Below are 24,432 nucleotides of genomic sequence, written 5' to 3'. Positions count from 1 at the left end.
GTGTAGCCGGTGCGCCGGGCCTCGTCGACCAGGCTGCGCAGGTAGTCGCGGATGCCGCCGAAGGTCGTTTCGTCGCCCACAACTCACGACTCGGCCGGCACAGCTACCGACTCGGTCGCCACAACTACCGATTCGGCGGGAGTCAGCCGGCGAGGTGGGACCAGGCCGGGGCCAGCTCGGTCCACGGACCAACAGCCGCGATCTCGCCGTCGACCATGACGACGACGCGGTCGGCCTGAGCCAGAGCCGCCCGCTTCGAGGTGGCTCCGATGACCGTCGTGTGCCGGTCGCGGAGCGCCCGCCAGAGCTCGATCTCGGTGGCCGCATCGAGCGCGCTGGAGACGTCGTCGGCCAGGAGCAGCTCGGTGTCGGCGGCCAGCGCTCGCGCCAGGGCGAGGCGCTGGACCTGCCCCCCGGAGAGGCGTACGCCACGGTGACCGACGATCGCGTCCGCGCCGCCCGCCTCCTTGACGTCGAGCTCGAGTCGCGCGTCGGCGACCGGGCTGTCGAAGGGCCGGTCGTGACCCAGACGGATGTTGTCGGAGAAGGTGCCCGAGAGCACCCGCGGCACCTGGGCGACGTAGGCGACCTGGCCGGGCCGGAGGAAGGCCTGCGGGTCCTCGACCAACTCGTCGTTCCACCGGATCGTGCCGGTGTGCTCGATGAGGCCGGCCAGCGACGCCAGCAGCGACGACTTGCCGGAACCGACCTGGCCGACGAGCAGCACCAGCTCGCCGCGCTCGATGGTGAGCGAGACGTCCGAGACGCCGATCGTGCCGTCGTCGTGGACCGCCGACAGGGCCGAGAGCTCCAGTGACTCGAGCGGCACCTGGTCGACCGGGCCCGGATCCGGCGCGGCGCCGGAGACCAGGTCGACGCCCGGCGGAAGGTCCATCAGGTCCCGACCACCAGCGAACCGGCTGGTCTCCTTCTGCCACGCGCGGGTGCCAGGAGCCTCGGTGACGACCATGCCGGCCACGCGGCCGAACCAGTCGAAGCCCGAGACCGCGTTGGCCACCAGCAGCGCCGTGGCCAGGCCCCAGCCGCCGCCGAAGTAGATGCCCCAGGCAGCCACGACCCCGCACTGCACCATCAGCGCGGGAACGCCGTCGAGGAACGCCTGCACCCGGTGCTCCTTCACCGCTGCCTCGACCCGGCCCGAGTCCACGTGCTGCAGGTGGGCGTGGACCTGCGGCGTGGCCGCGGCCAGCTTCACCGTGCGCACGGACTCCAGCGCCGAGACCACCGCGCGCCCGAACCGGGCACGCGCGGCGGAGGAGGCTGCGGCCGAGCGGCCGGCGATCGGCCGGCCGACCGCGGAGGCCAGCGCCGAGGCGACCATGACGACCAGGAGCACGGCGCCCGCGAGCGCGGTGCCGGCGAGCAGGGCCGTGATCGTCGCGATCACCAGACCGTTGACGAAGTCGACCCAGCGGTCGGCGTAGCGGGCGTAGCGGTCAGCGTCCATCGACCGCGCGACGACCTCACCCGGCGGCGTGCGCGTCAGGCGGTGCTGCCGGGTCTGTCCGTAGAGCACTGCCATCCGGGCACGCAGCATGACCTCGATCCACCAGCGCGGGTAGCGGTAGAAGGCGTCGGCGAGCATCAGCGGCGCCGCCAGCAGGCTGACCACCAGCAGCACCGACAGCACGGTCGGACTGCCGCCGCCCTGCAGCGACTCGACGATCCGACCCCACAGGAGCCCCGTGAAGGCACCCTGCGCACCGGTCATCGACGCGAACAGGAAGAGCAGCGCACCCGCGACTCCCCACTCGGGGCGCAGGAACAGGACGTGCAGCATGCCGCGCGCGAGCGACGGACCGGTGCCGACCTCCGGGAGGTCTGGCGGAGAACCCGATCGGCGTTTGCCGCCCACCCCGCCGGCACTGCCCTCCGCGACATGGTCGAGGGTGGAGTGGTCGACAGGCTTGGCGTCCGGCGAGGGCGAGTCGTGGTGATCGGTCCGGCTGGCCTCGAGGAGGTCGCGGAACGGCCCGGGGGCGGTCGCCAGCGAGGCCCGCAGGCCGTGCTGGATCACCCGGCCGTGGTCGAGCACGGCCACGTGCGGCGCCCGCTCGATCGTGGAGAGCCGATGGGCGATCAGGATGCCCGTGCGTCCGGTCAGCAGCCGATCGGCGGCCGCCACCACCCGACGCTCGGTGAGCGGGTCCATCCGCGCGGTCGCCTCGTCGAGGACGACCACCCGTACGTCGCGCACCAGCAGCCGGGCGAAGGCGACCAGCTGCTCCTCCCCCGCCGACAGCGACGTGCCACCGGGGCCGAGCAGCGTGTCGAGGCCTTCGGGCAGACCCGCGACCCACTCCGAGAGCCCCAGCCGGGCAACGGCCCGCTCGATGTCCTCGCGCGGACGTGAGTCGTCGAAGAGCGCGATGTTCTCCGCGAGCGTGCCGGCCAGGATCTCCGTACGCTGCGTCACCACGCCCACGGAGGCGCGCAACTGCTGCAGGTCGAGGTCGCGCACGTCCACGCCACCCAGGAACACCGAGCCACGCGGCGGCTCGACGGCCCGGGAGAGCAGCGAGGCGAGCGTCGACTTGCCCGAGCCGGTGCGGCCGACCAGAGCGATGGTGTCGCCGGCGGGCACGGTGAGCGAGATGCCCTGGAGGGCGAAGGTGCCCTCGGCGTAGGAGAAGGTCAGGTCGCGAAGGTCGACCTCGAGCGCTCCTCCACCGGGCACCGGCTCGCCACCCTCGGGCTCCGGCTCGGCGGCCATCATCTGGCGCAGCCGGATGACCGCGCCCAGGCCGGCCTGGATGTCGGGGAGGTGGTTGGCGAGCATCGCGATCTGGCCGACGAACGTGCTCGTGACCAGGAACAGCGTCACCAGCGCGCTGATCCCGAGCCGATCCGTCGCGGCGAGCGCCACCCCGGCCAGGCCGATACCGGCCAGCAGCGAGTGGAGCAGCACGCCGGCGCGGCGGCCGACCTTCGCCTCGACGGTGACCACGGCGCGGAACTTCTCGTGCACCGTCGCCGACAGCCGCGCCACCCGGGCGACCACGTGGTCCTGGCCCAGGCTCGTACGCAGGTCGTCACGCCCCGCGATGCCCTCCTCGAGCACGGCGGCATGGTCGGTCCAGGACGCCTCCTCGATGACCTTGAGCCGGGAGATCTGGCCCAGCAGGCCCCGGATGACGAACCAGGTCACCGCGGCCAGGAGCGGGAACAGGATCGCCGCCGGCCACCAGGTGAAGCTGGCCACGATCCACATCGGCAGCGCCGCGAAGACCGAGCGGAAGAGCATCCACAGCTGCCAGCGCAGCAGGTTGCCGACCTCGTGGGAGTCGTCGTCCACCCGGTCGAGGATCTCGCCGACAGCCTGCTCGCTCAGCTCGGACAGCGGCTGCCGCAAGGCGGCCTGGAGGACGTCCTCGCGCAGCTTGCCCTCGACCCGGTCGGAGACCCCGACCCAGGCGATCTTGGCGGTCGAGTCGATCAGCGAGGCACCGATCACGCACAGCGCCAGCCAGCCGACCAGGGTGGCGGTCGGGTTCTCCGCCAGCCGTCCGGCCACGACCGTGCCGATCGACTGGGCCACCATGGCGACCGCCAGAGCCAGCAGCGCGGCGACCGTCACCGGCCCTTTCAGGCGTCGCCAGTCGACCTGACGACTCGGGTCGGCAGGGGTGGCGGGAACTCCGAGAGCCTTGCCTGAGGTGGGCGCGGGCGGAGTCGAGAGGGTCGCAGTCATCAATAGATCACGGTAGGCGCGACCACCGACACTTGCCTAAAGGTTTTCCGCCCCACCCCGACAGCAAACACCATGCTGACCTGGACTTATCGGGATCAGAAGAAAGATCTGGAGAGCAAAGTCACCTCTGCCCGGAAGGCGTCCGGACACCGTGCGACGGCCCGGCACGGACGATTCCGTGGCGGGCCGCCGGTCGATCAGAAGGAGTCGAACGGCTCACGGGACGCCGACCCTATGGGCCGTCACTCCTCGACGGAGCCTCCTTCATCCGGAGTCGTCAGCGACTCCATGGCTATCCCGGTGAACTCGTCCACTCTCACCTGCCGGGTGCTGCCATCGCGCAGGGTGAGCGTGACGTGGCTGAACTCGGGCGTCGCGCGAGCGTTCTCCGAGGCCTCGGTGATCGGATCATCCGGCCACCAGGCGGCGTAGTGCCCGTCGTTGACGGTGGCGGTCACGGCGCCCTGAGCTTCTGTGTGCAGGACCAGGCCGACGACGTCCGACCCGACAAGGCCTGTAGACGACCGCTGGCTCTCGGTGTCGTTGCCCATCACGCCACCGATGCTGCCGAGTGCGCCATCGGCGTCGACCGCGACCGGTTCAGCTCCGGGACCGCCCGGCGTTTGGCCGTAGAGGCCGGCTGGCTCACCGTTGCGGAGCATGCACACCGCCTCCGTGAGCCCGTCGGGGGTGGCGAGATAGACAAGTGTCCACCCGCCGCGACGCTCCGCGACGTACGTCTTCATCTCCGGGCCCTGGCGACCGGGCAGGAAGTCCCAGAATCCGCCGACGCAGGCTTGTGCCGCGTCCTCGGTCTCGGCCGCCGTGAGCGGTGACGGGGCCGGTGTCCACGCCGCCGCGGGGGCCGGCCCACCGAGAACGCTGGGAGCCGCGATGGCGGCAGCCGCTGCCGCCGCGGTCACGGCGAGCGCGAGCCCGACACGTCGCCGGTTGACTCGGGTACGCGGCGCGACAGGTTCCGCGGCCGACCCTGCCGGCTCGGCGACCTGTGCGTCGTGAGCCGCGATCCGGGCCAACAGATCCTGGGCCGCCGGATCACGGGCCACATCGAGTGCCTCCGGGGTGACAGCGGGATCGAGGGTGCGGAGCACACGATCGGTGTTCATGAGGAGCTCCTTGCGGTAGCGGCGGGAGTGACGGGTTGGGGGCACGCCGCGGCGAGGGCACGCAAGGCGCGTCGGGCGCGGCTCAGCCGCAGGCGGTAGGCCACCGGCGAGATACCCAGGACCTCGGCCGCCTGGCGGGTGGTCAGGCTGTCCCAGACGGTGAGCGCGATGGCCTCCTGGTGGACCGGACTGAGCCGTCGCCAGGCAGTGGCGAGATCGACACGTGCTGCCACCAGGTCCGGCTCGAGCCCGACCGTTCCCGGGCCGACCAGCTGGGCGTCGGCGACCCGAAGCGTCAGCTGCTGCCGCCGTTCTGCCGCCCGATACTCGTTGCTCAGAGTGCGATGGGCGACTCCGAAGAGCCACGCCCGTTGTTCGTCGTGCACCCCCGGGACCTCGGCGTACCGTCGCCAGGCGACCAGGTAGACCTGCGCGAGCACGTCCTCGGCGTGGGAGGGGTGCACACGACGCTCGATGAACCTGCGCAGGTCGGCGTACGTTCCTTCGTAGAGGCGCGTGAAGGCCGCCTCGTGACTCGGCGGGCTGTTCTCGTTGTGTCCCATACCCTTCACATGTCCGCTGACGGATGGATGTGTCACCGTACGGGCCACGTCGTACGCCCCGCGATCACGGCGTCTGCATCGTCGGCCACTCCACCGTGGCCATCGGCCTGTCGACAGCAGCTCGAAACGCAGGGCGGCCCGGCACGGGTTCGTGCCGGGCCGCCCTCACGCGCAGCTGGTCAGAGAGAGTCGATCGCTTCGTTGAGCGTCGCGGAGGGACGCATCACGGCGGTGACCTTCTCGGCGTCGGGCATGTAGTAGCCGCCGATGTCGGCGGGCTTGCCCTGGACCGCGAGGAGCTCCTCGACGATCTTGTCCTCGTTGGCGGAGAGGGTCTCGGCGAGGCCCTTGAAGGCCGCGGCGAGCTCGGTGTCCTCGGTCTGCGTGGCAAGCTCCTGGGCCCAGTAGAGGCCGAGGTAGAAGTGCGAGCCGCGGTTGTCGGTGGTGCCGAGCTTGCGACCCGGGGAGCGGTCGTTCTCGAGGAAGGTCGCGGTCGCCCGGTCGAGGGCACCGGCGAGCACCTTCGCGGCCGGGGCAGAGGCCTGCTCGGCGTACTTCTCGAACGAGGGCACCAACGCGAAGAACTCGCCCAGCGAGTCCCAGCGGAGGTAGTCCTGCTCGACCAGCTGCTGCACGTGCTTCGGCGCCGAGCCACCCGCACCGGTCTCGAACAGACCGCCGCCGGCGATCAGCGGGACGATGGAGAGCATCTTCGCCGACGTACCGACCTCGAGGATCGGGAACAGGTCGGTGTTGTAGTCACGCAGCACGTTACCGGTGACCGAGATCGTGTCCTCGCCGTTGCGCAGGCGCTGGAGCGAGTACGCCGTGGCGAGCTCGGGCGAGAGGATCTTGATCTCGAGCCCCTCGGTGTCGTGCTCCGTGAGGTAGGTCGTGACCTTCTTGATGAGCTCGGCGTCGTGGGCGCGCGACTCGTCGAGCCAGAAGATGGCCGGGGTCTTGGAGTCGCGGGCACGGCTGACGGCGAGCTTGACCCAGTCGCGGATCGGGATGTCCTTGGTCTGGCAGGCGCGCCAGATGTCGCCGGCCTCGACGTCGTGCTCGATCAGCACGTCGCCGGCCTTGTTCAGCACACGGACGGTGCCGGCGGCCTCGATCTGGAAGGTCTTGTCGTGGGAGCCGTACTCCTCGGCCTTCTGCGCCATCAGACCGACGTTGGGGACGGTGCCGATCGTGGCCGGGTCGAGCGGGCCGTTCTTCTTCACGTCCTCGATGACGGTCTGGTAGACGCCGGCGTAGGAGGAGTCCGGGATCACCGCGAGGGTGTCGTCCTCGCCACCGTCGACGCCCCAGAGCTTGCCGCCGTTACGGACCAGCGCCGGGATCGAGGCGTCGATGATGACGTCGGAGGGAACGTGCAGGTTGGTGATGCCCTTGTCGGAGTTGACGTAGGACAGGCGCGGGCCGGCCTCGATCGCGGCCTTGAAGGCGGCCTCGATCTCGGCGCCCTTCTCCAGGCCGGACAGACCCGACAGGATCGCACCCAGGCCGTCGTTGGCGGACAGGCCCGCGGCCGCGAGGTCGGCACCGTACTTCTCGAAGACGTCCGAGAAGTAGGCCTTCACGACGTGGCCGAAGATGATCGGGTCGGAGACCTTCATCATCGTGGCCTTGAGGTGCAGCGAGAACAGCACGTCGTCGGCCTTGGCCTTGGCGAGGGCGTTCTCGAGGAAGGCGTGCAGGTTGGCCACCGACATGTACGTCGCGTCCACGATCTCGCCCTCGAGCACCGGGAGCTCGGCGAGCAGCGTCACCGTCTCGCCATCAGCCTTCTCGAGCACGATGGAGAGGGTGTCGTCGGCCGGCAGGGTGACGGACTTCTCGTTGGACTTGAAGTCATGGGCGCCCATGGTGGCGACGGTCGTCTTCGAGTTGTCGGCAAACGGCTTGTTGGTGTGCGGGTGGGCCTTGGCGTACGCCTTGACCGAGCCCGGCGCACGACGGTCGGAGTTGCCCTCACGCAGGACCGGGTTGACCGCGGAGCCCTTGACCTTGTCGTACTTCGCCCGGATCTCCTCCTCCTCGGGCGTGCTGGGCGCCTCGGGGTAGTCGGGGATCTCGTAGCCCTTCTCCTGCAGCTCCTTGATCGCGGCCTTCAGCTGCGGGATGGAGGCGGAGATGTTGGGCAGCTTGACGATGTTGGCTTCCGGCGTCTTCGCCAGGTCACCGAGCTCGCCCAGCGCGTCGTCGGCCAGGCCGAACTGCGCCAGGATGCGCGCGGCCACCGAGATGTCACGCGTCTCGACCTCGACGCCCGCCTTGGCCGCGAAGGCCGAGACGATCGGAAGGAAGGAGTACGTCGCGAGCAGCGGCGCCTCGTCGGTGTGGGTGTAGATGATTCGTGCGGCCATGGGTGTGGCTACTCCTGACAAGTTGCGATCTGCGGTGCTGCGGACTTAGGTCGGGGACCCCGGACATGAAAGTGCCTTGACGTCAAGATACCTGATCCCCGATGCGACGCCGCCCCGCCCTACCTAAGCACCACGAAGTGGTGTCGCAAAAGAGTTACTGTGTGTCAACACCTCCTTGTTGTTCAGGTGACTGCTGATGCCTGAGTGCTTCTCGGGTGTCGATGGGTCTGACCGACGTCAACAGACATTGAAGGGTTAAAGGGGACATGACTGAGGAATCACTGTCGGCCGCTGAGCCGACCTTCATCCAGAAGATGGCAGCCGAGGTCATCGGCACCTTCATCCTCGTGTTCATCGGCTGCGGTTCCGTCATCGCGGTGGTGGCTGGCGCCGGCCACGCCGAGCGACCGACCTGGGGACTCGAGGTCGTCGCGGTCGGGCTGGCCTTCGGTATCGCCGTGGTGATGGGCGCCTACACCTTCGGCCGCATCTCCGGCGGCCACTTCAACCCTGCGGTGACCCTCGGCGTGGCCACGGCGGGCCGGATCAGTTGGAAGGACGCAGGCGCCTACATCGGTGCTCAGTTCGTCGGCGCGATCATCGGCGCGATCGCGCTGTTCCTCATCGCGCTCTCCACGGGCTACAACTCCTGGAACGACGGTGGCCTCGGCGCCAACAGCTTCGGCGACGGAGCCGGCACCGGCATCGTCGGCGCGATCCTGGTCGAGCTGATCCTCACCTTCATCTTCGTCTTCGTGATTCTCGGCGTCACCGACGTTCGGGCCGGCACCAACGCCGCCGCCGCGCCGCTCGCCATCGGCCTGGCGCTGGCCGCGATCCACTTCGTCGGCATCCCGCTGACCGGCACCTCGGTCAACCCCGCCCGCTCGTTCGGCCCCGCGCTCTTCTCGGGCACCGACGCACTGGCCAACCTCCCGATCTTCCTCATCGTCCCGGCCCTCGGCGGCGCGCTCGCCGGTCTCGTCTACCCGCTGCTCTTCGACAAGGACGGCTCCGAGATCGCCGGGGCCGGCCTCGCCTTCGGCGGCGACAACCTGCGCCCGGCCGTCCCGGCCTGGGACTCCCAGGCTGTCGCCCCGGCGGCCCCCGCGGCTGCTCCCGCCCCGGCCGCTGCCGCCCCTGTTGCCCCTGCCGCAACTCCGGCTGCTCCGGCCGCGCCCGCGGCACCCGCCGCGCCCGCCACCCCGGCGGCTACGGCCCCGGAGAACAGCGACCGCACCATCGTCTCCGGTGGCGCCGGCGGTGGCCAGCAGGCCTGGCAGCAGCCGACCCAGACCGCCGAGGGCGAGCTGCCGGTCTACGAGCAGGACGGCTGGCGCTGGGACTACGCCAAGCAGGAGTGGGTCCCGATCGAGCAGTGATCCGCGGATAGCAAGAAGGCCGTCCCCCTCGGGACGGCCTTCTTGCTGTTCCTGGGTCCTACTCGCCCGGGACGGTCACCGCGAGGATCCACAGCGCGCCCGCGGTCAGCGCCATCAGCACGACGTCGAACCAACGGTTGCGCACCGCCAGCATCCCGGCGTCCTTCGTACGCAGCACCGCACGCCCCAGCGACGCAGCCCCCAGCCCGGCGGCGAGGACGATGATCCCCACGCGCCAATGGCCGAAGCCGACGAGCCCGAGACCGACGATCGCCGCCGTCAGCACACCGAGGTAGACGAACCCGCCGATGGTCGACGGGAAGCTGCGTACGTCCTTGGGGTCCGTCTTGTCGTGCTCAGGCGCCTCCGCCACCGGTGCGGGAGCCGCCGGTGTGGGGCTGAGCGGGGGGTGGACGGACACGTGTCAGAGCCTTTCGAGAGCCTTCTCGGCGCTGAGGACGATATTGGAGAGCAACATGGCGCGTGTCATCGGACCCACCCCACCCGGGTTCGGAGACACCCAGCCAGCCACGTCCCACACGTCCTCGGCCAGGTCTCCTGCGATCTTACCGTCGACCCGGGAGACACCGACGTCCAGCAGGGCCGCGCCCGGCTTGACCATGTCCTTGGTGATGATGCCCGGCACGCCCGCGGCGGCCACCACGATGTCGGCGTTGCGGGTGTGGGCGGCGAGGTCGCGGGTGCCGGTGTGGCACAGCGTGACCGTGGCGTTCTCGGAACGGCGCGTCAGCAGGAGACCCAGCGGTCGCCCGACGGTCAGCCCGCGGCCGACCACGACGACCTCGGCCCCGTTGATCTCGACGCCGTGACGACGCAGCAGCTCGATGCAGCCCACCGGGGTGCACGGCAGCGGGCCGTCCTCGCCCAGGACCAGCTTGCCGAGGTTGTGCGGGTGCAGCCCGTCGACGTCCTTCTCGGGCGCGACCCGGGAGAGGAGCGCGAACTCGTCCAGACCGGTCGGCTGCTGGATGAGGAAGCCGGTGCAGGCCGGGTCGGCGTTGAGGCGGTCGATCTCCGCCTCCACCTCCGCCTGCGTCGCGGTCGCCGGCAGGTCCACCCGGATCGACTCGATGCCGATCTCGGCGCAGTCCTTGTGCTTGGCGTTGACGTACCACCGGCTGCCCGGGTCGTCGCCCACCAGCACCGTGCCCAGGCCCGGGGTGATCCCCTGGGCCTTGAGCTTCTCGACCCGCTCGGCGAGCTCGGCCTTGATCGCCTTCAGCGTCGCGGTGCCGTCCAGCTTCTGTGCTGTCACTTCTTCATCCTGTCACTCTGGGCTGTGGTTTCGGCGTAGTGGGCGGGCTGTGTCTGTTCATCGAGGTATGCAGGGAAACCGTCACTTCCCACGCGGAGTTCCGCGTGGGAAGTGACGGATCGGCTGCATACCTCGACGAACATACGGCGCGCTCAGTGCGCGAAGTGGCGCGTGCCGGTGAAGTACATCGTCACCCCGGCCGCCTCGCACGCCTTGATGGTGAGCTCGTCGCGGATGGAGCCGCCGGGCTGGACGATCGCCTTGACGCCGGCATCGATCAGGATCTGCGGGCCGTCCTCGAAGGGGAAGAAGGCGTCGGAGGCGGCGACGGAGCCGCGGGCGCGCTCGGCGCCCTCGGCCAGCGTGTTGGCGCGCTCGACGGCCAGGCGGCAGGAGTCGACGCGGTTGACCTGGCCCATGCCGATGCCGACCGCGGCACCGTCGCGGGCCAGCAGGATCGCGTTGGACTTGGCGGCGCGTACGGCCTTCCAGGCGAACGCCAGGTCGGCCAGGGTCGCCTCGTCGGCAGCCTCGCCGGTGGCCAGGGTCCAGTTGGCGGGGTCGTCGCCCTCGGCCTGGAACGTGTCGGCGTGCTGCATCAGCAGGCCACCGCTGATCGGCCGGGTCTCGACACCGGTGGTCGCGAGCGGCTCGGCGACGAGGATGCGGATGTTCTTCTTGCCCTGGAGGATCTCGACGGCGCCGTCCTCATAACCAGGAGCGACGATCACCTCGGTGAAGACCTCGGCGACCTGCTCGGCCATCTGCTTCGAGACCGGTACGTTGGTGGCGATCACGCCGCCGAACGCGGAGACCGGGTCGCACTCGTGGGCGCGGCGGTGGGCCTCGGCGACATCCGCGCCGACCGCGACGCCGCACGGGTTGGCGTGCTTGATGATCGCGACGGTCGGCTGGTCACCCTGGTCGTAGGCCGCACGTCGCGCGGCGTCGGTGTCGACGTAGTTGTTGTAGGACATCTCCTTGCCGTGCAGCTGCTCGGCGGCGGCCAGCCCACCCGGACCGAAGCCGGAGCGGTAGAGCGCGGCCGGCTGGTGCGGGTTCTCGCCGTAGCGCAGCACCGCCTGGCGGTCCCAGGTCGCGCCGGCCCACGCCGGGAAACCCGAGCCGTCGGAGGTGTCGGTGAGCACGTTGCCCATCCAGGAGGCGACGTGGACGTCGTACGTCGCAGTGTGCACGAACGCGGCCGCGGCGAGCGCCTTGCGCTGGTCATAGGTGAACCCGCCGGCGGCAAGCGCGGCAAGGGTGTCGGCGTACTGCTCCGGGCTGGTCACGATGGCGACCGACGGGTGGTTCTTGGCGGCGGCGCGGACCATCGACGGGCCGCCGATGTCGATCTGCTCGACGACCTCGTCCGGGCCGGCGCCGGACGCGACGGTCTGCACGAACGGGTAGAGGTTGGAGACGACCAGGTCGAACGGCTCCACCTCGAGCTCCTTGAGCTGCTCGACGTGGGACTCCAGGCGGCGGTCGGCGAGGATGCCGGCGTGCACACGCGGGTGCAGCGTCTTCACCCGGCCGTCGAGGCACTCCGGGAAGCCGGTCAGGTCCTCGACCTTGGTCACCGGGAGGCCGAGCTTCTCGATCAGCGCGGCGGAGCCGCCGGTGGAGACGAGCTCGACCCCGGCGTCGTGAAGCCCGCGGACCAGGTCCTCGAGACCGGTCTTGTCGTAGACGGACACCAAGGCCCTCTTGATGGCGATCTGGTCCTGCACAGCCCTACTCCTCATCGGTCGATGAATTCGATGAGGGGCACCCAGGCGGTCGATGCCGTCTCTTTACACTCCCCGGTGGTCCCCCACCTGCGCCAGTCGTGTGCTCGTCACTCTAACCGTTCAGGCGCGCCCGAATCGAACCCGCCGGCCGTCCACGGTGTAGCCCTCACGGGCGATCCTTCCGACGGACTCGACCAGCATCGAGCGCTCGACGACCTTGATCCGCTCGTGCAGCGTCTCCTCGGTGTCGTCGTCCTCCACCGGCACCGTCACCTGGGCCATGATCATCCCGGTGTCGACCCCGGCGTCGACGATGAACAGCGTCGCACCGGTCACCTTCACGCCGTACTCCAGCGCGTCCCGCGCCCCGTGCATCCCCGGGAAGCTCGGCAGCAGCGCCGGGTGGGTGTTGAGCGTCTTCCCCCCGAACCTCTCCAGGAAGGCAGCTCCGACCAGCTTCATGAAGCCGGCAGAGACCACCAGATCAGGCTCGTACGCCGCCACCGACTCCGCCAGCGCCGCGTCCCACTCCTCGCGCGACCCGAAGTCCTTGACCCGGTGCACGAACGTCGGGATCCCCGCGTCGGTCGCCCGCGTCAGCCCCTGGATCCCGTCACGGTCGGCCCCGACCGCGACGACCTCGGCGCCGTACTCCGGGGACGCACAGGCGTCCAGCAGGGCCTGGAGGTTGGTGCCCGAGCCGGACACGAGGACGACGAGACGCAGCGACATGCTGCGAACTCTAGGCGGACGGGTCCGTGGGAAGGGAACGCCGGTGCCACCAGGTCATCGCAAGCCCGGCAAGCAGGCCGGCGAGACCGAAGAAGGCGATGGCGTTGACGAGCACCTGGCCGGCGTACGGCCCGACGTCGGCCATCCGGCCGGGGCCGACGGCTCCGCCGGCGACCCCGGACACAACAGCGAGGAGCAGGCCGGCGACGACGCCGGCGCTGACGCCGCGGAGGGCGCCCTCGGACCAGCGCAGGGCCGGTCGGACCCGAGAGACGCGGCAGACGGCCCAGAAGGCGGTCAGCGGGCCGAGCGCCATCACCGCGGCGACCCAGGCCGGCGGGGCGCCGTTGTCGGGCAGCGCGGCGAGCATCGGGAACATCGGCAGCGGACCGAGGGTCACCGCCGTCGGGGTCACCGTGGTGCCGACGCCGACGGTGAACCCCGGGCCCAGGGCGTACGCACTGGAGAAGAGCACCGCGTTGGGCAGCACGAGGACGGCGAGCAGCGAGTAGAGGATGATCCCGCCGAGGTCGAGATGCAGCTGGGAGACGACGTTGATCGAGGTGGTGAAGTCGGCGAAGAGCGCCGAGAAGAACACCAAGGTGCTGACCGCGAACCACCACAACAGGATCGAGCGAACCATCACCAGCACGTCGACGGCAGCGCGTGGCAGCAGCGTGATCCACAGCGCCGCGCGGCCGGAGCCGACCGCGATCGCGGGCAGCGCCACGACCACGCAGAGCCCGACCGCCCAGGCGAAGACCCCTGCGATGCTCGGCGCGGTGGCAGGGGTGCCGGCGACGGCCGCGGCCCCCACGGCCACCGTCGTGTAACCGAGGGTGAAGAGCCCGGCCACGACCGGGACGGTCAGGTCCCGCTCGCCGTCGGCGAGGGCGTTGGCGTCCGGTCCGTGCAGCGAGACCGCGTCACCGACCCGGACGGCGACCTGCCACATGACCCAGGCGAGGACGAGGGTGAGGCCGAGCGGGACGACGGTGACCGCCACGCCCGAGACGAGGACGCCGGACCCGTGGCCGAGCAGCCAGCCGAGGGCCGCGACACGCAGGGCGTCCGAAGGCTCACCGTGGGCTCCCATGTCGCTGATGAACCAGCCGAGGATGCCGATCGCCAGGCACACGACCAGCGTGGAGGCGGCCGTGCCGACGCCGCCCAGCAGGGCGACCGCGACCAGCGGGCGGCGGTGGCGGAGATCGTGGAGATCGTCCGCGACTCGCCCTTGGTCAGGGGTGCGAGGAGGCAGCAGCGAAGACATCGCCACTCATCCTCGCAATCCGTGTCGGCTCGATCTCGGCGACGCGCCGCCAAGGCCGGTGCCCGGCTTGGTCACAGCGGTTGATACCCGCCTGTGCATCTGCGGGTATTGCCGTTCATTCGACCGAATCACCTACAGTTGACCGCTGACATGGGCATGACCACGGCAGACCACGAGACCTTCGAGGCGTTCTATCAGGACGTCCGTGGCCGCCTCCTTCTCCAAACCTGGTCGCTGACCGGGGACCTGGAGGCCGCCAAGGCCGCCGTGCGCGGCGCGCTGGTCATCACCTGGCACCACTGGCGCAAGGTGAAACCGATGGACGACTTCGAGCGTGAGGACTGGGTCCGCCCGATCGCGTGGTCCAGGGCGATCCGCAACCACTCGGTCCCGCTGCTCCACCGCGACCAGACGATCGCCCCCGAGGCCCGCAGCACCCTCTCCGCGCTGCGCAGCCTCCCGCTCCACGACCGCAAGGTCTTCCTGCTCGGCCACCTCACCAGCGTCGACCTGGCCCAGCTGGCCCGTGAGGTCGGCACCCCGATCAGCCGCACCGAGACCGATCTGCAGGGCGCCAACGCCGCCATCTGCGCCGAGCTCGGGATCGCTCCGGAGCAGCTGCAGACCATCTTCGACCCGCTCGTCGACGTGCTCACCGAGCAGCCCTGGCCGAAGACCTCCACGATCACCACCGCCGGTGCCGTACGCCGCCGGGTGCACACCGCGATCGGCGCGGTCGCGGCCGTCGCCGCCCTGGTCGGCACCGGCTTCTTCGTCACCCAGGACGCCGAGACCGAGCCCCGGCTCAACACGCTCTCGATGCAGTCGGCGGCCGAGGAGTTCGAGGTCGAGCCGAGCCAGATCCCCGGCAAGAAGCTGACCGCCAAGGACCTGATGACCGAGGACGAGGTGGCGAAGATCTACGGCGGCACCTGGGCCGTCGACATCTCCTCCGACAACCTCGAGGGCACCGGCCTCACCATCCCCTGCCAGGCCGAGACCTCGGCCGACAAGCGGCCGGCGGCGAGCCTGGCACGCACCTTCACCGCCCAGGCCAAGGCGACCAGCGCTGGCACCACGATCGAGTCGTCCGTCGACGCGAAGGCGGCGGCTGCTGCGTACAAGAAGATGCAGGGGTGGTACGCAGCATGCGCCGAGCCCCGCTACCAGCTGTTGTTCACGGAGTCGGTCGAGGGCATCGGCGACCAGGCGACCCTGTTCACCTACCGCGACTGGGAGAACAGCCGGGCGGTCACCTACGGCGTCGCGCGCACCGGCCGGCACACCGCCGCGGTGACCGTGAAGACCGAGGGCAAGTCCACCACGACCGCGGCCAGGACCTCGACCATGCTCGGCACCGCGGTCCACAAGCTCTGCTCGATGCCCGGCGCGGGTGCGTGCGTGGAGACCAAGCGGCCGCGGGCCACAGTGGTCCCGCTCCCCACCGGCAAGGCGCCCGGAATGATCAACGAGACCGATCTTCCTCCGGTCAGCACGATCGGTGACCCGTGGGAGGGCACCGAGGCGAAGGCGGCCAAGACCAACCCGGCCCAGACCCGCTGCGACAACACCGAGTTCAACGCCAAGGGCATGTCCGGCGCCCAGACCCGCTCCTTCGTGATCCCCGAGACGAAGAAGAAGCTCGCCCCGATCTTCGGGCTCACCGAGACCGTCGGCAAGTTCGGCTCCGCCAAGGAGGCGCAGGCGTTCAACGTCGCGATCAAGAGCCGGCTGGACAAGTGCAGCGACAAGCAGCTCGGCAGCCACGTCAGCCAGCTCGCGACTGAATCCATCAAGGACGGCGCGATCACGGTGTGGTACATCCGGGTCGAGCTCGAGAACTCCTCCATCTACTACCGGATGGCCGCGATCCGGCGCGGTGCGAACGTCGCCCAGATGAGCTTCGTGCCCGACGGTGACGCCGACATCAGCAACTCCGAGTTCGTCGCGCTCGCCAAGCGCGCTGCGTACCGCCTCGACTACCTCTGAGCCGTTCTCGGTATTTCTCGTCCGGATGCAACCGGACCTGCCTCTCATGCATCTGAGTGATCGAGGCTGGCGCAGGGCCAGATCGGTGACGCCCAGTCTGGGGGAGGCAAGCGATGGACGAGGACGAGTTCGACGCGTTCTACAACGCGTCCTACCGCCGCGTGTGCGCGCAGGTGTACGCCATGATCGGCGACTCCGACGAGGCCGCCGAGTGCGTCCAGGAAGCCTTCGCCCGCGCCTGGGCGCACCGGCGCAAGCTGTCCTCGGTCGACTACCCCGAGGCCTGGGTACGCACCACCGCCTACCGCCTCGCCGTGGGCCGCTGGCGCCGCAAGAAGTACGCCGGCCGGGCCACCGACCGAGCCGTCGGCATCCGGATGGAGATGCCTGCTGTCGACGAGACGCATGTCGCCCTCGTCGCCGCGCTCAAGAAGCTCCCCGAAGCCCAGCGCCAAGCCATCGTCCTGCACCACATCGCCGACCTGCCGGTCCACCAGGTCGCCGCCGAGGTCGGCGCCCCCACCGGCACCATCAAAGCCCGCCTGGCCCGAGGACGAGCCACGCTGGCCGAGCTACTCGCCGACGAAACACCCGGCGCCGTCTGGAAGGAGGCCTGAGATGAGTGATCCGATCTCGCGTCTGGACCAGTTCCGCGCCGACACCCCTGGAGCACCGATGAAGTCCGCAGCCGAGGTACGCCAACGGGGTGATCAGATCCGACGCCGCCAGCGCGCCATCGTCACCGCCGGTGCGGTAGCCCTGGCCGCGGTCGTCGCCGGGCCGATCATCTTCCTCTCCGCCGGGTTCGGCGAGCGGGCCACCGAGCTGGACCCTGCCCCGGCACCGAGCCAGACGCCGAGCACGGCGCCGAGCCCGTCGTCCTCGGCGCCTGCGGCAGATCTCACCCGTGCCCATCTTCCGACCGAGGACGACCTGATCGTCGACGAGCCCTATCCGCGGTGGGTCGAGGACCAGACGTACGACGACGAGGGCAAGAGCGACTACAACGACTGTCTGCCCGAGTCGCTCAAGGACATGGGGGCGACCGCTGCGGTACGCCGCGACTTCCAGCCCCGGTCCGGGGAGGAGCTCTCGGACGCCGCCGGGACGCTGAAGGCCGTCGTCGCCGAGTTCGCTTCCGCCAAGGAGGCCGACACGGCCCGCGCCGAGCTCACGAAGGCCGCGGCGAGCTGCTCCGACCACGACGCGGAGACCGCCGGCTCGCTGCCGGTCGAGGGCGGCGTCGCCACAGCCGGGGACATCAGCGTGGTGACGTACCAGCCCGACGACCCCGACATGAACGCGGTCTGGGAGGTCGCGACAGCCGTCGTGACCGTCGAGGACCGGGTGCTGGTGATGACCCGGAAGCGTGGCGTGCAGAGCTACGTCCCGCCGACCGACCTGCGGGCCTCCGCCGTCAACGCCACCTACCGGATGGTCGGTGCCCGGCCGCCGGCCGCATCGACGTCGTCGCCGGCGTCCGCGCCGGCGTCGAACCCGGCCTCCTCTCCCCCGCCCGCCGACATCCTCGGCGACGCCCAGCTCGTGTCGGCCGCATCCCTGCCGGCGATGCCGTTGGAGGGCGAGTCGTCGGCGACCTGGCAGCAGGTCCCGGCGCAGCCGACCCCGACGCTCTACTGCCAGGGCGCGTGGCTCTCCTCGCTGAAGGCCGCCGACTCGGTCAGCCGGGAGTTCCGGCTCGAGAACCCGGGCGAGATCGGCAAGGTCAACGTGACGGTGCTGGAGTTCGCGACGAAGCAGGCTGCCGACGCGGCGTACGAGACGGTCCACGGCTGGCTCGACGGTTGTCCGGCGACGATGGCCGACGCGAAGCTCTTCACAGCCGGGCCGATCGAGTCCATCGAGATCGACTCCACCCCCGCGATCGACCGGGCCGCACAGACGCTCGCCGAGTACGCCGGTGACTGCGGCGGCCAGGACTGCGACGCCACCTGGTACGACCACCAGACCGTCGCCCAGATCGGGACGCGGCTGGTGCTGGTCACCCACGCCGAGGCCGGTGGCCCCTGCCCGCCGACCAGAGCCTGCCCGCCGGAGGAGGCCTCGGACTACACCGAGTGGGACAACCGTGTCGCCCAGACCGTCGAGGCCACCGTGGGCCAGGCCATCGTGGACCTGCGCTGATCAGGGGATCCAGGTGCTATTGAACTTTACGGTCACGCCCGTGACCGCCGACACTGACGCTCTGGCAGGAGTCAGGGGACGCGTCAGGGAGAGCCAGCCGGGGAGGCGAACGATGGACGAGGACGAGTTCGACGCGCTCTACAACGCGTCGTACCGCCGGCTGTGTGCTCAGCTGTACGCCATGATCGGCGACTTCGACGAGGCGGCCGAGTGCGTGCAGGAGGCGTTCGCCCGCGCCTGGGCGCACCGGCGCAAGCTGTCCTCGGTCGACTACCCCGAGGCCTGGGTACGCACCACCGCCTACCGCCTCGCCGTCGGCCGCTGGCGCCGCAAGAAGTACGCCGGCCGGGCCGCCGACAGGGCCGTCGGTGCGCGCACCGAGATGCCCGGGGTCGACGAGTCCCACGTGGCTCTGGTCGCGGCCCTGAAGAAGCTTCCTGAAGCCCAGCGCCAGGCCATCGTCCTGCACCACATCGCCGACCTGCCGGTCCACCAGGTCGCCGCCGAGGTCGGCGCCCCCACCGGCACCGTCAAGGCGCGCCTGGCCCGAGGACGAGCCGCCCTCGCGGAGCTGCTCGCCGAGGACAATCCCGGCGCCGGTGCCGTCTGGACGGAGGCCTGAGATGAGTGACCCGATCTCACGCCTGGACCAGTTCCGCGCCGACTCGCCGGGAGCCCCGATGAGCTCGGCTGCCGAAGTCCGGAGGCGGGGTGACCAGATCCGCCGACGCACCCGTGCCGTCGTCACGGCCGGCGCCGCCGCGGTGGCCGCCGTCGTCGCCGGACCGGTAATCTTCCTCTCCACCGGGATCGGCGACCAGGGCATCGACCCGGCACAGAGCGACAGCATCAGTGCGGCCGAGTCCGGCGCGGCTTACTCCGCCGCCCCGTCCGATCTCACCCGCGCCAACCTGCCGACCGAGGACGACCTGGTCGCCGACGACCCCTATCCGGCATGGGTCCAGGAGCAGACCTACGACGGCGAGGGCACCGACACCTACAACGAGTGCCTGACCGAGTCGCTGGGTGACTCCGGTGCGGCGACGACGTTCCGCCGCGACTTCGTCGCGAAACCCGGCGCTGAGATGGCGGGCGCCGCGGGAACGCTGAACGCCGTCGTCGGCGAGTTCGACTCGGCCGACGAGGCCGAGAGGGTGAGCATCGACCTCTCCGACGCCGCGATCTCGTGCTCCGCCGTGGACGGGGCGGAGCTGGCCGGCACGCTGCCGGTCGAGGGCGACGTCATCTCCAGCGGCAGCATCGACGTGGTGACGTACCAGCCCGACGAGCCGGACATGAACGCGGTCTGGGAGGTCGCGACGGCCGTCGTGGCCGCTGAGGACCGGGTACTGGTGATGACCCGCAAGCGCGGTGTCCAGGACTACGTCTCGCCCACCAACCTGCAGACCTCCGCGGTCAACGCCGCCTACCGGCTGGTCGGCGCCACGCCTCCGGGTGCCCCGTCCACCGACCCGTCCGTCGATCCGACGCCCACCGTCTCCCCGACCGAGGGGCGCCTCGGCGATGCCAACCTGGTCGCGGCCGGCGAGCTCCCGGCGCTCGACCGCTTCGAGAGCGCCCTCGGCTGGAACCGCTACACGCCCACGCCCGACGTACCGACCCTGGCCTGCCAGAAGGAGTGGCTCTCCACCCTCGGCGCCACGGCCAAGGTGGCGACCGACTACCGCTGGGACACCGACCGCGCCATGGTCGGCCAGGTCCATGTGGCCGTGCTGGAGTTCTCGGACGTGGATGCGGCGGGTGCTGCGTACAACGAGGTCATGGAGTGGATGGAGGTCTGCCCGGCCAACAAGCTCGGCGTCGACCCCGATGTCACCTCGCTGCCCAGGGACGTCAGCGCCGACCTCGATGCCGGGCCGAAGCGCGCGGCGCGGTCGCAGGCGACGTACCCCGGGTCGGACGGCGACGACAGCATCTGGTTCGAGACGGAGCTGGTCGCCGAGTACGAGACCCGACTGGTCCTGGTCGGCTACGGCGAGCTCGCCGGGCCGTGCCCGCCGAGCACCGGGGACAAGGATGACCCGTGCTACCAGCCCGACCAGCCTGACTCCTGGCCCGGCCGGATCCTCGCGATCGAGAAGGCGGCGGTGACTGCCGGGATCAGCGACCTGCGCTGATCCGGGGTCGCGTGGAGACTCCTGTCACAACGCGCCCGGAACGGGAAGACACCTCCTGATCAGGACGTTCGGGCAGATCGGAGCCCGAACCGCATCGACCTTGGAGAAGCCCTCTCGTGTCCACCGACGCCACCACCCGACGACGGCTGCCGCTGCCGTCGTTCTCGGTCCAGATCATTCTCGGCCTCGCCCTCGGCGTCGCCCTCGGTGCCATCGCGCGAGCGATCGGGCCCGGGACCGGCGACGAGGCCAACTGGCTGACGACGACGCTCGCCACGATCGGCAACTCGTTCGTCGCGTTGCTCAAGGCCGTCGTCGTACCTCTGATCTTCACGGCCATCGTCGCCTCGATCGCCAACCTCCGCACGGTCAGCAACGCGGCCCGGCTCGCCGGCCAGACGCTGCTGTGGTTCGCCGTCACCGCGGCGATCTCGGTCGTCATCGGCATCGGCCTGGGGCTGCTCTTCCGGCCGGGCAGCAACACCGCGGTCAGCACCGCCGACGCGGCCGAGACCGGCGCGTCCGCGTCGTGGCTCGACTTCCTGCAGGGCCTGATCCCCGGCAACTTCCTCGGTCTCCAGGCGTCGACCAGCGTCGAGCAGGTCGGCGGGAGCCCGCTCGCGGAGACCGCGCTGAGCTTCAACGTGCTCCAGGTGCTCGTGGTGGCGCTCGCGATCGGCATCGCGGCGCTGAAGACCGGCGAGAAGGCCGAGCCGTTCCTCGCCTTCAACCGCTCCTTCCTGGCCATCGTGCAGAAGGTGCTGTGGTGGATCATCCGGCTGGCGCCGATCGGCACCCTCGGCCTGATCGGCAACGCGGTCGCCTCCTACGGCTGGGACTCGCTGAGCTCCCTGGCGTGGTTCGCGGTGGCGGTCTACGTCGGCCTGGCCCTGGTCCTGTTCGTGGTCTACCCGGTGCTGCTGCGCGTCCACGGGCTCAACCCGATCGCCTACTTCCGCGGTGCCTGGCCCGCCATCCAGCTCGCCTTCGTCTCGCGCTCGTCGGTGGGCACCATGCCGGTGACCGAGCAGGTGACGGTCAAGAACCTCGGCGTCCCGCAGGAGTACGCCTCGTTCGCCGTCCCGCTGGGCTCCACGACCAAGATGGACGGCTGCGCGTCGATCTACCCGGCGATCTCGGCGATCTTCGTCGCCCAGATCTTCGGTGTCGACCTGAGCATCACCGACTACCTGCTGATCGCCTTCGTCTCGGTCGTCGGCTCGGCCGCGACCGCGGGGCTCACCGGCGCCGTCGTGATGCTGACGCTCACGCTCTCGACGCTGGGCCTGCCGCTGGCAGGTGTCGGCCTGCTGCTCGCGATCGACCCGATCCTCGACATGGGGCGCACCGCCGTCAACGTCGCCGGTCAGGCGCTCGTGCCGACGATCGTCGCCAAGCGGGAGGGCATCCTCGACGTCGACCGCTATCGCTCCGCCTCCGCGGAGGGGCTGCTGACGGACGAGGAGCCCGCGGACGCCGTGGCCGCCTGATCATTCATGCGGTCCAGTGCCCCGGCAGCTGTGGCTGCCGGGGCACTGTCGTCTCAGCCGGGGTAGGAGGCGGCGGAGCGGGCGGTCCGCAGCGCCTCGGCCCACCAGGCGAGCTGAGCCAGCATCGCCTTGGCGTAGACGGCCGAGTCCGGGTCGTCGGGCCGACCGTCCTCGTCGAGCCGCTCCCAGTAGCGGGGGAAGGCTAGGCGGGCCTGGAGGGGGTGGGCGTGCAGCTCGGTGAGCACGTTCTCCAGGTGCAGGGCGGCGTGGCGGCCGCCGCTGTCGCCACCGTAGGAGACCAGCGCGACCGGTTTGGCCTGCCACTGGGTGAAGTGCCAGTCCAGCGCCGACTTCAACGAGGCCGGGTAGCTGTGGTTGTACTCGGGCGTGACGATGACGAAGCCGTCGGCGGCCTCGAGGGCCGCGGTCAGGTCGCCCTGACCCACTGGCCGTGGGTAGTCGGCGCCGGCCATCTTGGGCGACTCGGCGGGCAGGGACAACGGGATCTCATGGTCGACCAGGTCGATCAGCTCGACGTCGAGACCGCCGTACGCCTCGGCCTGCTCGGCCATCCAGGAGCCGAAGATCGGGCCGCCACGGCCCTCCCGGACGCTGGCGAGAATGACTGCGATACGTAGTGGTTCGTTCATGTCATCCAGGTTCACGCGGATCAGCGGGCGCCGGGAGACCGAGCCGAGGCTGGCCCCGCCAGGGCCACCCTCATCGCCCGGCCGCGCCGTAGGCTTGGCGCCATGCCTGCCAACCCGGGAGCCCTCGGCTCGTTCATCAGGGACCGCCGGGACCAGACCGCGCCGGAGAGTGTCGGTCTCCCGGTCGGCGTACGCCGCCGCGCGCCCGGCCTGCGGCGCTCCGAGCTGGCCACGCTGGCCGGGATCAGCGTCGAATACCTGGTCCGGATCGAGCAGGGCCGCGACCGCCACCCCTCGCCACCGGTCCTGCGGGCGATCGGGGACGCGCTGCGCCTCGACACCGCGGCCCGCGAGCACATGCGCGCGCTGGCTATGGCCTCCAGCGGGCAGTGCGTCGGGGCGTACTCCACCGGTCGTGACGTACGCCCCGGCGCCCGCGCGGTGGTGGAGCAGTTCGAGCCGGGGCTGGCGGTGCTGACCAACCGGCTCGGCGACCTGCTCGCCCACACCTCCGGGTTCGAGGCGCTGGCGCGGCCGCTCGGCCTGCTCGACGAGACGGAGCCCAACCTGACCTCGTACGTCTTCCTCGACCCCCGGGCGCGCGAGGCGTTTCCCGACTGGGACCGGGTGGCCGACGACCGGGTCACCAACCTCTACCGCGGGCCGACCGCCGGGGCCTCGCGCCGGCTCATCGACACCATCTCGGAGCAGGCGGGACCGGAGTTCGCCGATCGGCTGAACCGCCACGAGCTGCCGCATGGCGGAGTGTGGCGCTGGCACCACCCAGACGCCGGCGAGCTGCGCTTCGACGTCGAGGAGCTCGAGCTTCCGGCCGCAGACAACCAGCAGATCATGGTGCTGATCCCGGCCGACGAGGCGACGGCCGAGGCTCTCGATGCGATGCGCCGACAGCGCTCCGGCGCCCTGCGCGCGGTCTGACCGCACCCCGATCCGCGGGGAGTGATCAGCTCGGCGGGATGTACAGCTTGAAGCCGGCAGGCAACGTGTCCGGCGCCCGGTGGCCGTTGTAGATCCGCAGCTCCTCCTCGGTGATGCGGAACTTCTTGGCGACGCTCGCGTAGGTGTCGCCGGCAACGGTCGTGTAGACCGTCTCGCCGGTGCCGGGCTGGGGCTTCGGCTTGGGCTTGGGCTTGTCCGCCTTGGCCGGGATCTCGATCGTCGTGCCGGCGATCAGCTTGGTGGGGTCGTCGTATCCGTTGTGCGCCATCAGCTCGTCGGCGGTGACACCGAACTTCTTGCCGATGCTGAAGAAGGTGTCGCCAGCGACGACCTGGTACTTCTTCAGCTTGGGCTTCGCCGCCGGGATCTTGATCTCGCTCCCGGCCAGCAGCTTCGTGGGGTCCGCGTAGCCGTTGTGCGCCATCAGCTCGCCCACGTCGACGCCGAACTTCTCGGCGATGGCGGAGAAGGTGTCCCCGGGCGCCACGGTGTACGTCTTCTCGGCCGGCTTCGCGGGTGGGCTCACCACCAGCGTGGCCCCCGCCCGGATCTTGGCCGGGTCGGCGATCTGGTTCCAGGTCGCGAGGTCGCTGACCTTGACGCCGTACTTCGCGGCGATGCCGGAGAGGGTCTCCCCCGGCTGGACGGTGTGGGTCTTCCGCTCCGTCTTTGCCTGATCCACGCTCTGGTGCGCGCTCTGGGTCGATGCGCCCACCGCCGGGGCCGAACCGGCGATCGACGAAGCGACCGATGCTGAAACAGCGACAACGACCGCACCCGAGATCAAACGCCTCATTCTCTTGGCCATGGCCGTCACAGTAATCCGTTCGGACGCTCACCCGTGCCCAATCGAACCAATCCCCGAAAACACGACCGCCCCGCGACCATTC

At 70.4% G+C, this 24,432-nt stretch carries 19 protein-coding genes and 1 riboswitch; of the genes, 8 read left to right on the top strand and 11 right to left on the bottom strand.

The window, feature by feature from the left end:
* Positions 1-142: 142 nt before the first annotated feature.
* The 4 genes from ACFVDI_RS25765 to ACFVDI_RS25750 form a co-directional block, all read right to left on the bottom strand.
* Positions 143-3,712 carry an ATP-binding cassette domain-containing protein gene (locus tag ACFVDI_RS25765; protein ID WP_378911652.1) on the bottom strand — a complete coding sequence of 1,190 codons (3,570 nt, stop codon included), beginning with the start codon at positions 3,710-3,712 and terminating at the stop codon, positions 143-145.
* A gap of 242 nt (positions 3,713-3,954) precedes the next feature.
* Positions 3,955-4,839, bottom strand: coding sequence for a hypothetical protein (locus tag ACFVDI_RS25760; protein WP_378911650.1), 885 nt, complete (start codon positions 4,837-4,839; stop codon positions 3,955-3,957).
* On the bottom strand, positions 4,836-5,402 hold the full coding sequence (locus ACFVDI_RS25755; RefSeq protein WP_328527243.1) for a sigma-70 family RNA polymerase sigma factor: 567 nt from the start codon (positions 5,400-5,402) through the stop codon (positions 4,836-4,838). Before ACFVDI_RS25755 ends, ACFVDI_RS25760 begins: the two co-directional genes overlap by 4 nt.
* A gap of 179 nt (positions 5,403-5,581) precedes the next feature.
* Positions 5,582-7,774, bottom strand: a complete 2,193-nt coding sequence (locus ACFVDI_RS25750; protein WP_378911649.1) for an NADP-dependent isocitrate dehydrogenase — start codon at positions 7,772-7,774, stop codon at positions 5,582-5,584.
* A gap of 266 nt (positions 7,775-8,040) precedes the next feature.
* On the opposite strand from ACFVDI_RS25750, the gene ACFVDI_RS25745 reads away from it, so the two are divergent.
* Positions 8,041-9,156: an MIP/aquaporin family protein gene (locus ACFVDI_RS25745; RefSeq protein WP_378911648.1), complete on the top strand. Its 1,116-nt coding sequence runs from the start codon at positions 8,041-8,043 to the stop codon at positions 9,154-9,156.
* A 58-nt stretch (positions 9,157-9,214) separates the two neighbouring features.
* Here the strand turns inward: ACFVDI_RS25745 and ACFVDI_RS25740 are convergent, their stop codons facing one another.
* From ACFVDI_RS25740 to ACFVDI_RS25720, 5 genes are all read right to left on the bottom strand, one after another.
* Entirely contained in the window at positions 9,215-9,577 is a 363-nt protein-coding gene (locus ACFVDI_RS25740; RefSeq protein ID WP_378911647.1) for a DUF3017 domain-containing protein, read from the bottom strand.
* A gap of 3 nt (positions 9,578-9,580) precedes the next feature.
* On the bottom strand, positions 9,581-10,432 hold the full coding sequence (locus ACFVDI_RS25735; protein ID WP_378911646.1) for a bifunctional methylenetetrahydrofolate dehydrogenase/methenyltetrahydrofolate cyclohydrolase: 852 nt from the start codon (positions 10,430-10,432) through the stop codon (positions 9,581-9,583).
* Between the two features lie 152 nt (positions 10,433-10,584).
* Entirely contained in the window at positions 10,585-12,180 is a 1,596-nt protein-coding gene (gene purH / locus ACFVDI_RS25730) for a bifunctional phosphoribosylaminoimidazolecarboxamide formyltransferase/IMP cyclohydrolase (protein ID WP_378911645.1), read from the bottom strand.
* Positions 12,181-12,197: 17 nt separating this feature from the next.
* Positions 12,198-12,275, bottom strand: a riboswitch (ZMP/ZTP riboswitch).
* Positions 12,276-12,285: 10 nt separating this feature from the next.
* Positions 12,286-12,897: a phosphoribosylglycinamide formyltransferase gene (gene purN, locus ACFVDI_RS25725; protein ID WP_378911644.1), complete on the bottom strand. Its 612-nt coding sequence runs from the start codon at positions 12,895-12,897 to the stop codon at positions 12,286-12,288.
* A gap of 10 nt (positions 12,898-12,907) precedes the next feature.
* Entirely contained in the window at positions 12,908-14,170 is a 1,263-nt protein-coding gene (locus tag ACFVDI_RS25720; protein ID WP_378911643.1) for a DUF6350 family protein, read from the bottom strand.
* Between the two features lie 150 nt (positions 14,171-14,320).
* On the opposite strand from ACFVDI_RS25720, the gene ACFVDI_RS25715 reads away from it, so the two are divergent.
* From ACFVDI_RS25715 to ACFVDI_RS25690, 6 genes are all read left to right on the top strand, one after another.
* A complete protein-coding gene (locus ACFVDI_RS25715; RefSeq protein ID WP_378911642.1) occupies positions 14,321-16,159 on the top strand; it encodes a hypothetical protein in 1,839 nt (612 codons plus the stop codon).
* Positions 16,160-16,272: 113 nt separating this feature from the next.
* Positions 16,273-16,776, top strand: a complete 504-nt coding sequence (locus tag ACFVDI_RS25710) for a SigE family RNA polymerase sigma factor (protein WP_378911641.1) — start codon at positions 16,273-16,275, stop codon at positions 16,774-16,776.
* A 1-nt stretch (position 16,777) separates the two neighbouring features.
* Positions 16,778-18,304: a hypothetical protein gene (locus tag ACFVDI_RS25705; RefSeq protein WP_378911640.1), complete on the top strand. Its 1,527-nt coding sequence runs from the start codon at positions 16,778-16,780 to the stop codon at positions 18,302-18,304.
* Positions 18,305-18,416: 112 nt separating this feature from the next.
* A complete protein-coding gene (locus ACFVDI_RS25700) occupies positions 18,417-18,926 on the top strand; it encodes a SigE family RNA polymerase sigma factor (RefSeq protein ID WP_378911639.1) in 510 nt (169 codons plus the stop codon).
* Position 18,927: 1 nt separating this feature from the next.
* Positions 18,928-20,442, top strand: coding sequence for a hypothetical protein (locus tag ACFVDI_RS25695; RefSeq protein ID WP_378911637.1), 1,515 nt, complete (start codon positions 18,928-18,930; stop codon positions 20,440-20,442).
* 116 nt (positions 20,443-20,558) lie between these two features.
* Entirely contained in the window at positions 20,559-21,932 is a 1,374-nt protein-coding gene (locus ACFVDI_RS25690; RefSeq protein WP_378911636.1) for a dicarboxylate/amino acid:cation symporter, read from the top strand.
* Positions 21,933-21,985: 53 nt separating this feature from the next.
* Here the strand turns inward: ACFVDI_RS25690 and ACFVDI_RS25685 are convergent, their stop codons facing one another.
* Complete coding sequence (locus tag ACFVDI_RS25685; RefSeq protein ID WP_378911634.1) at positions 21,986-22,582, bottom strand: NADPH-dependent FMN reductase; 597 nt, start codon at positions 22,580-22,582, stop codon at positions 21,986-21,988.
* Between the two features lie 102 nt (positions 22,583-22,684).
* Here ACFVDI_RS25685 and ACFVDI_RS25680 point away from each other — a divergent pair, with 102 nt between their 5' ends.
* Positions 22,685-23,521 carry a helix-turn-helix domain-containing protein gene (locus ACFVDI_RS25680; RefSeq protein WP_378911633.1) on the top strand — a complete coding sequence of 279 codons (837 nt, stop codon included), beginning with the start codon at positions 22,685-22,687 and terminating at the stop codon, positions 23,519-23,521.
* 25 nt (positions 23,522-23,546) lie between these two features.
* Here the strand turns inward: ACFVDI_RS25680 and ACFVDI_RS25675 are convergent, their stop codons facing one another.
* On the bottom strand, positions 23,547-24,224 hold the full coding sequence (locus ACFVDI_RS25675; RefSeq protein ID WP_378911632.1) for a LysM peptidoglycan-binding domain-containing protein: 678 nt from the start codon (positions 24,222-24,224) through the stop codon (positions 23,547-23,549).
* Between the last annotated feature and the right edge of the window lie 208 nt (positions 24,225-24,432).

This window comes from Nocardioides sp. NPDC057767 (genome assembly GCF_042798275.1).
GTDB lineage: Bacteria > Actinomycetota > Actinomycetes > Propionibacteriales > Nocardioidaceae > Nocardioides.
This window is presented reverse-complemented; position numbering and strand designations above follow the sequence as displayed.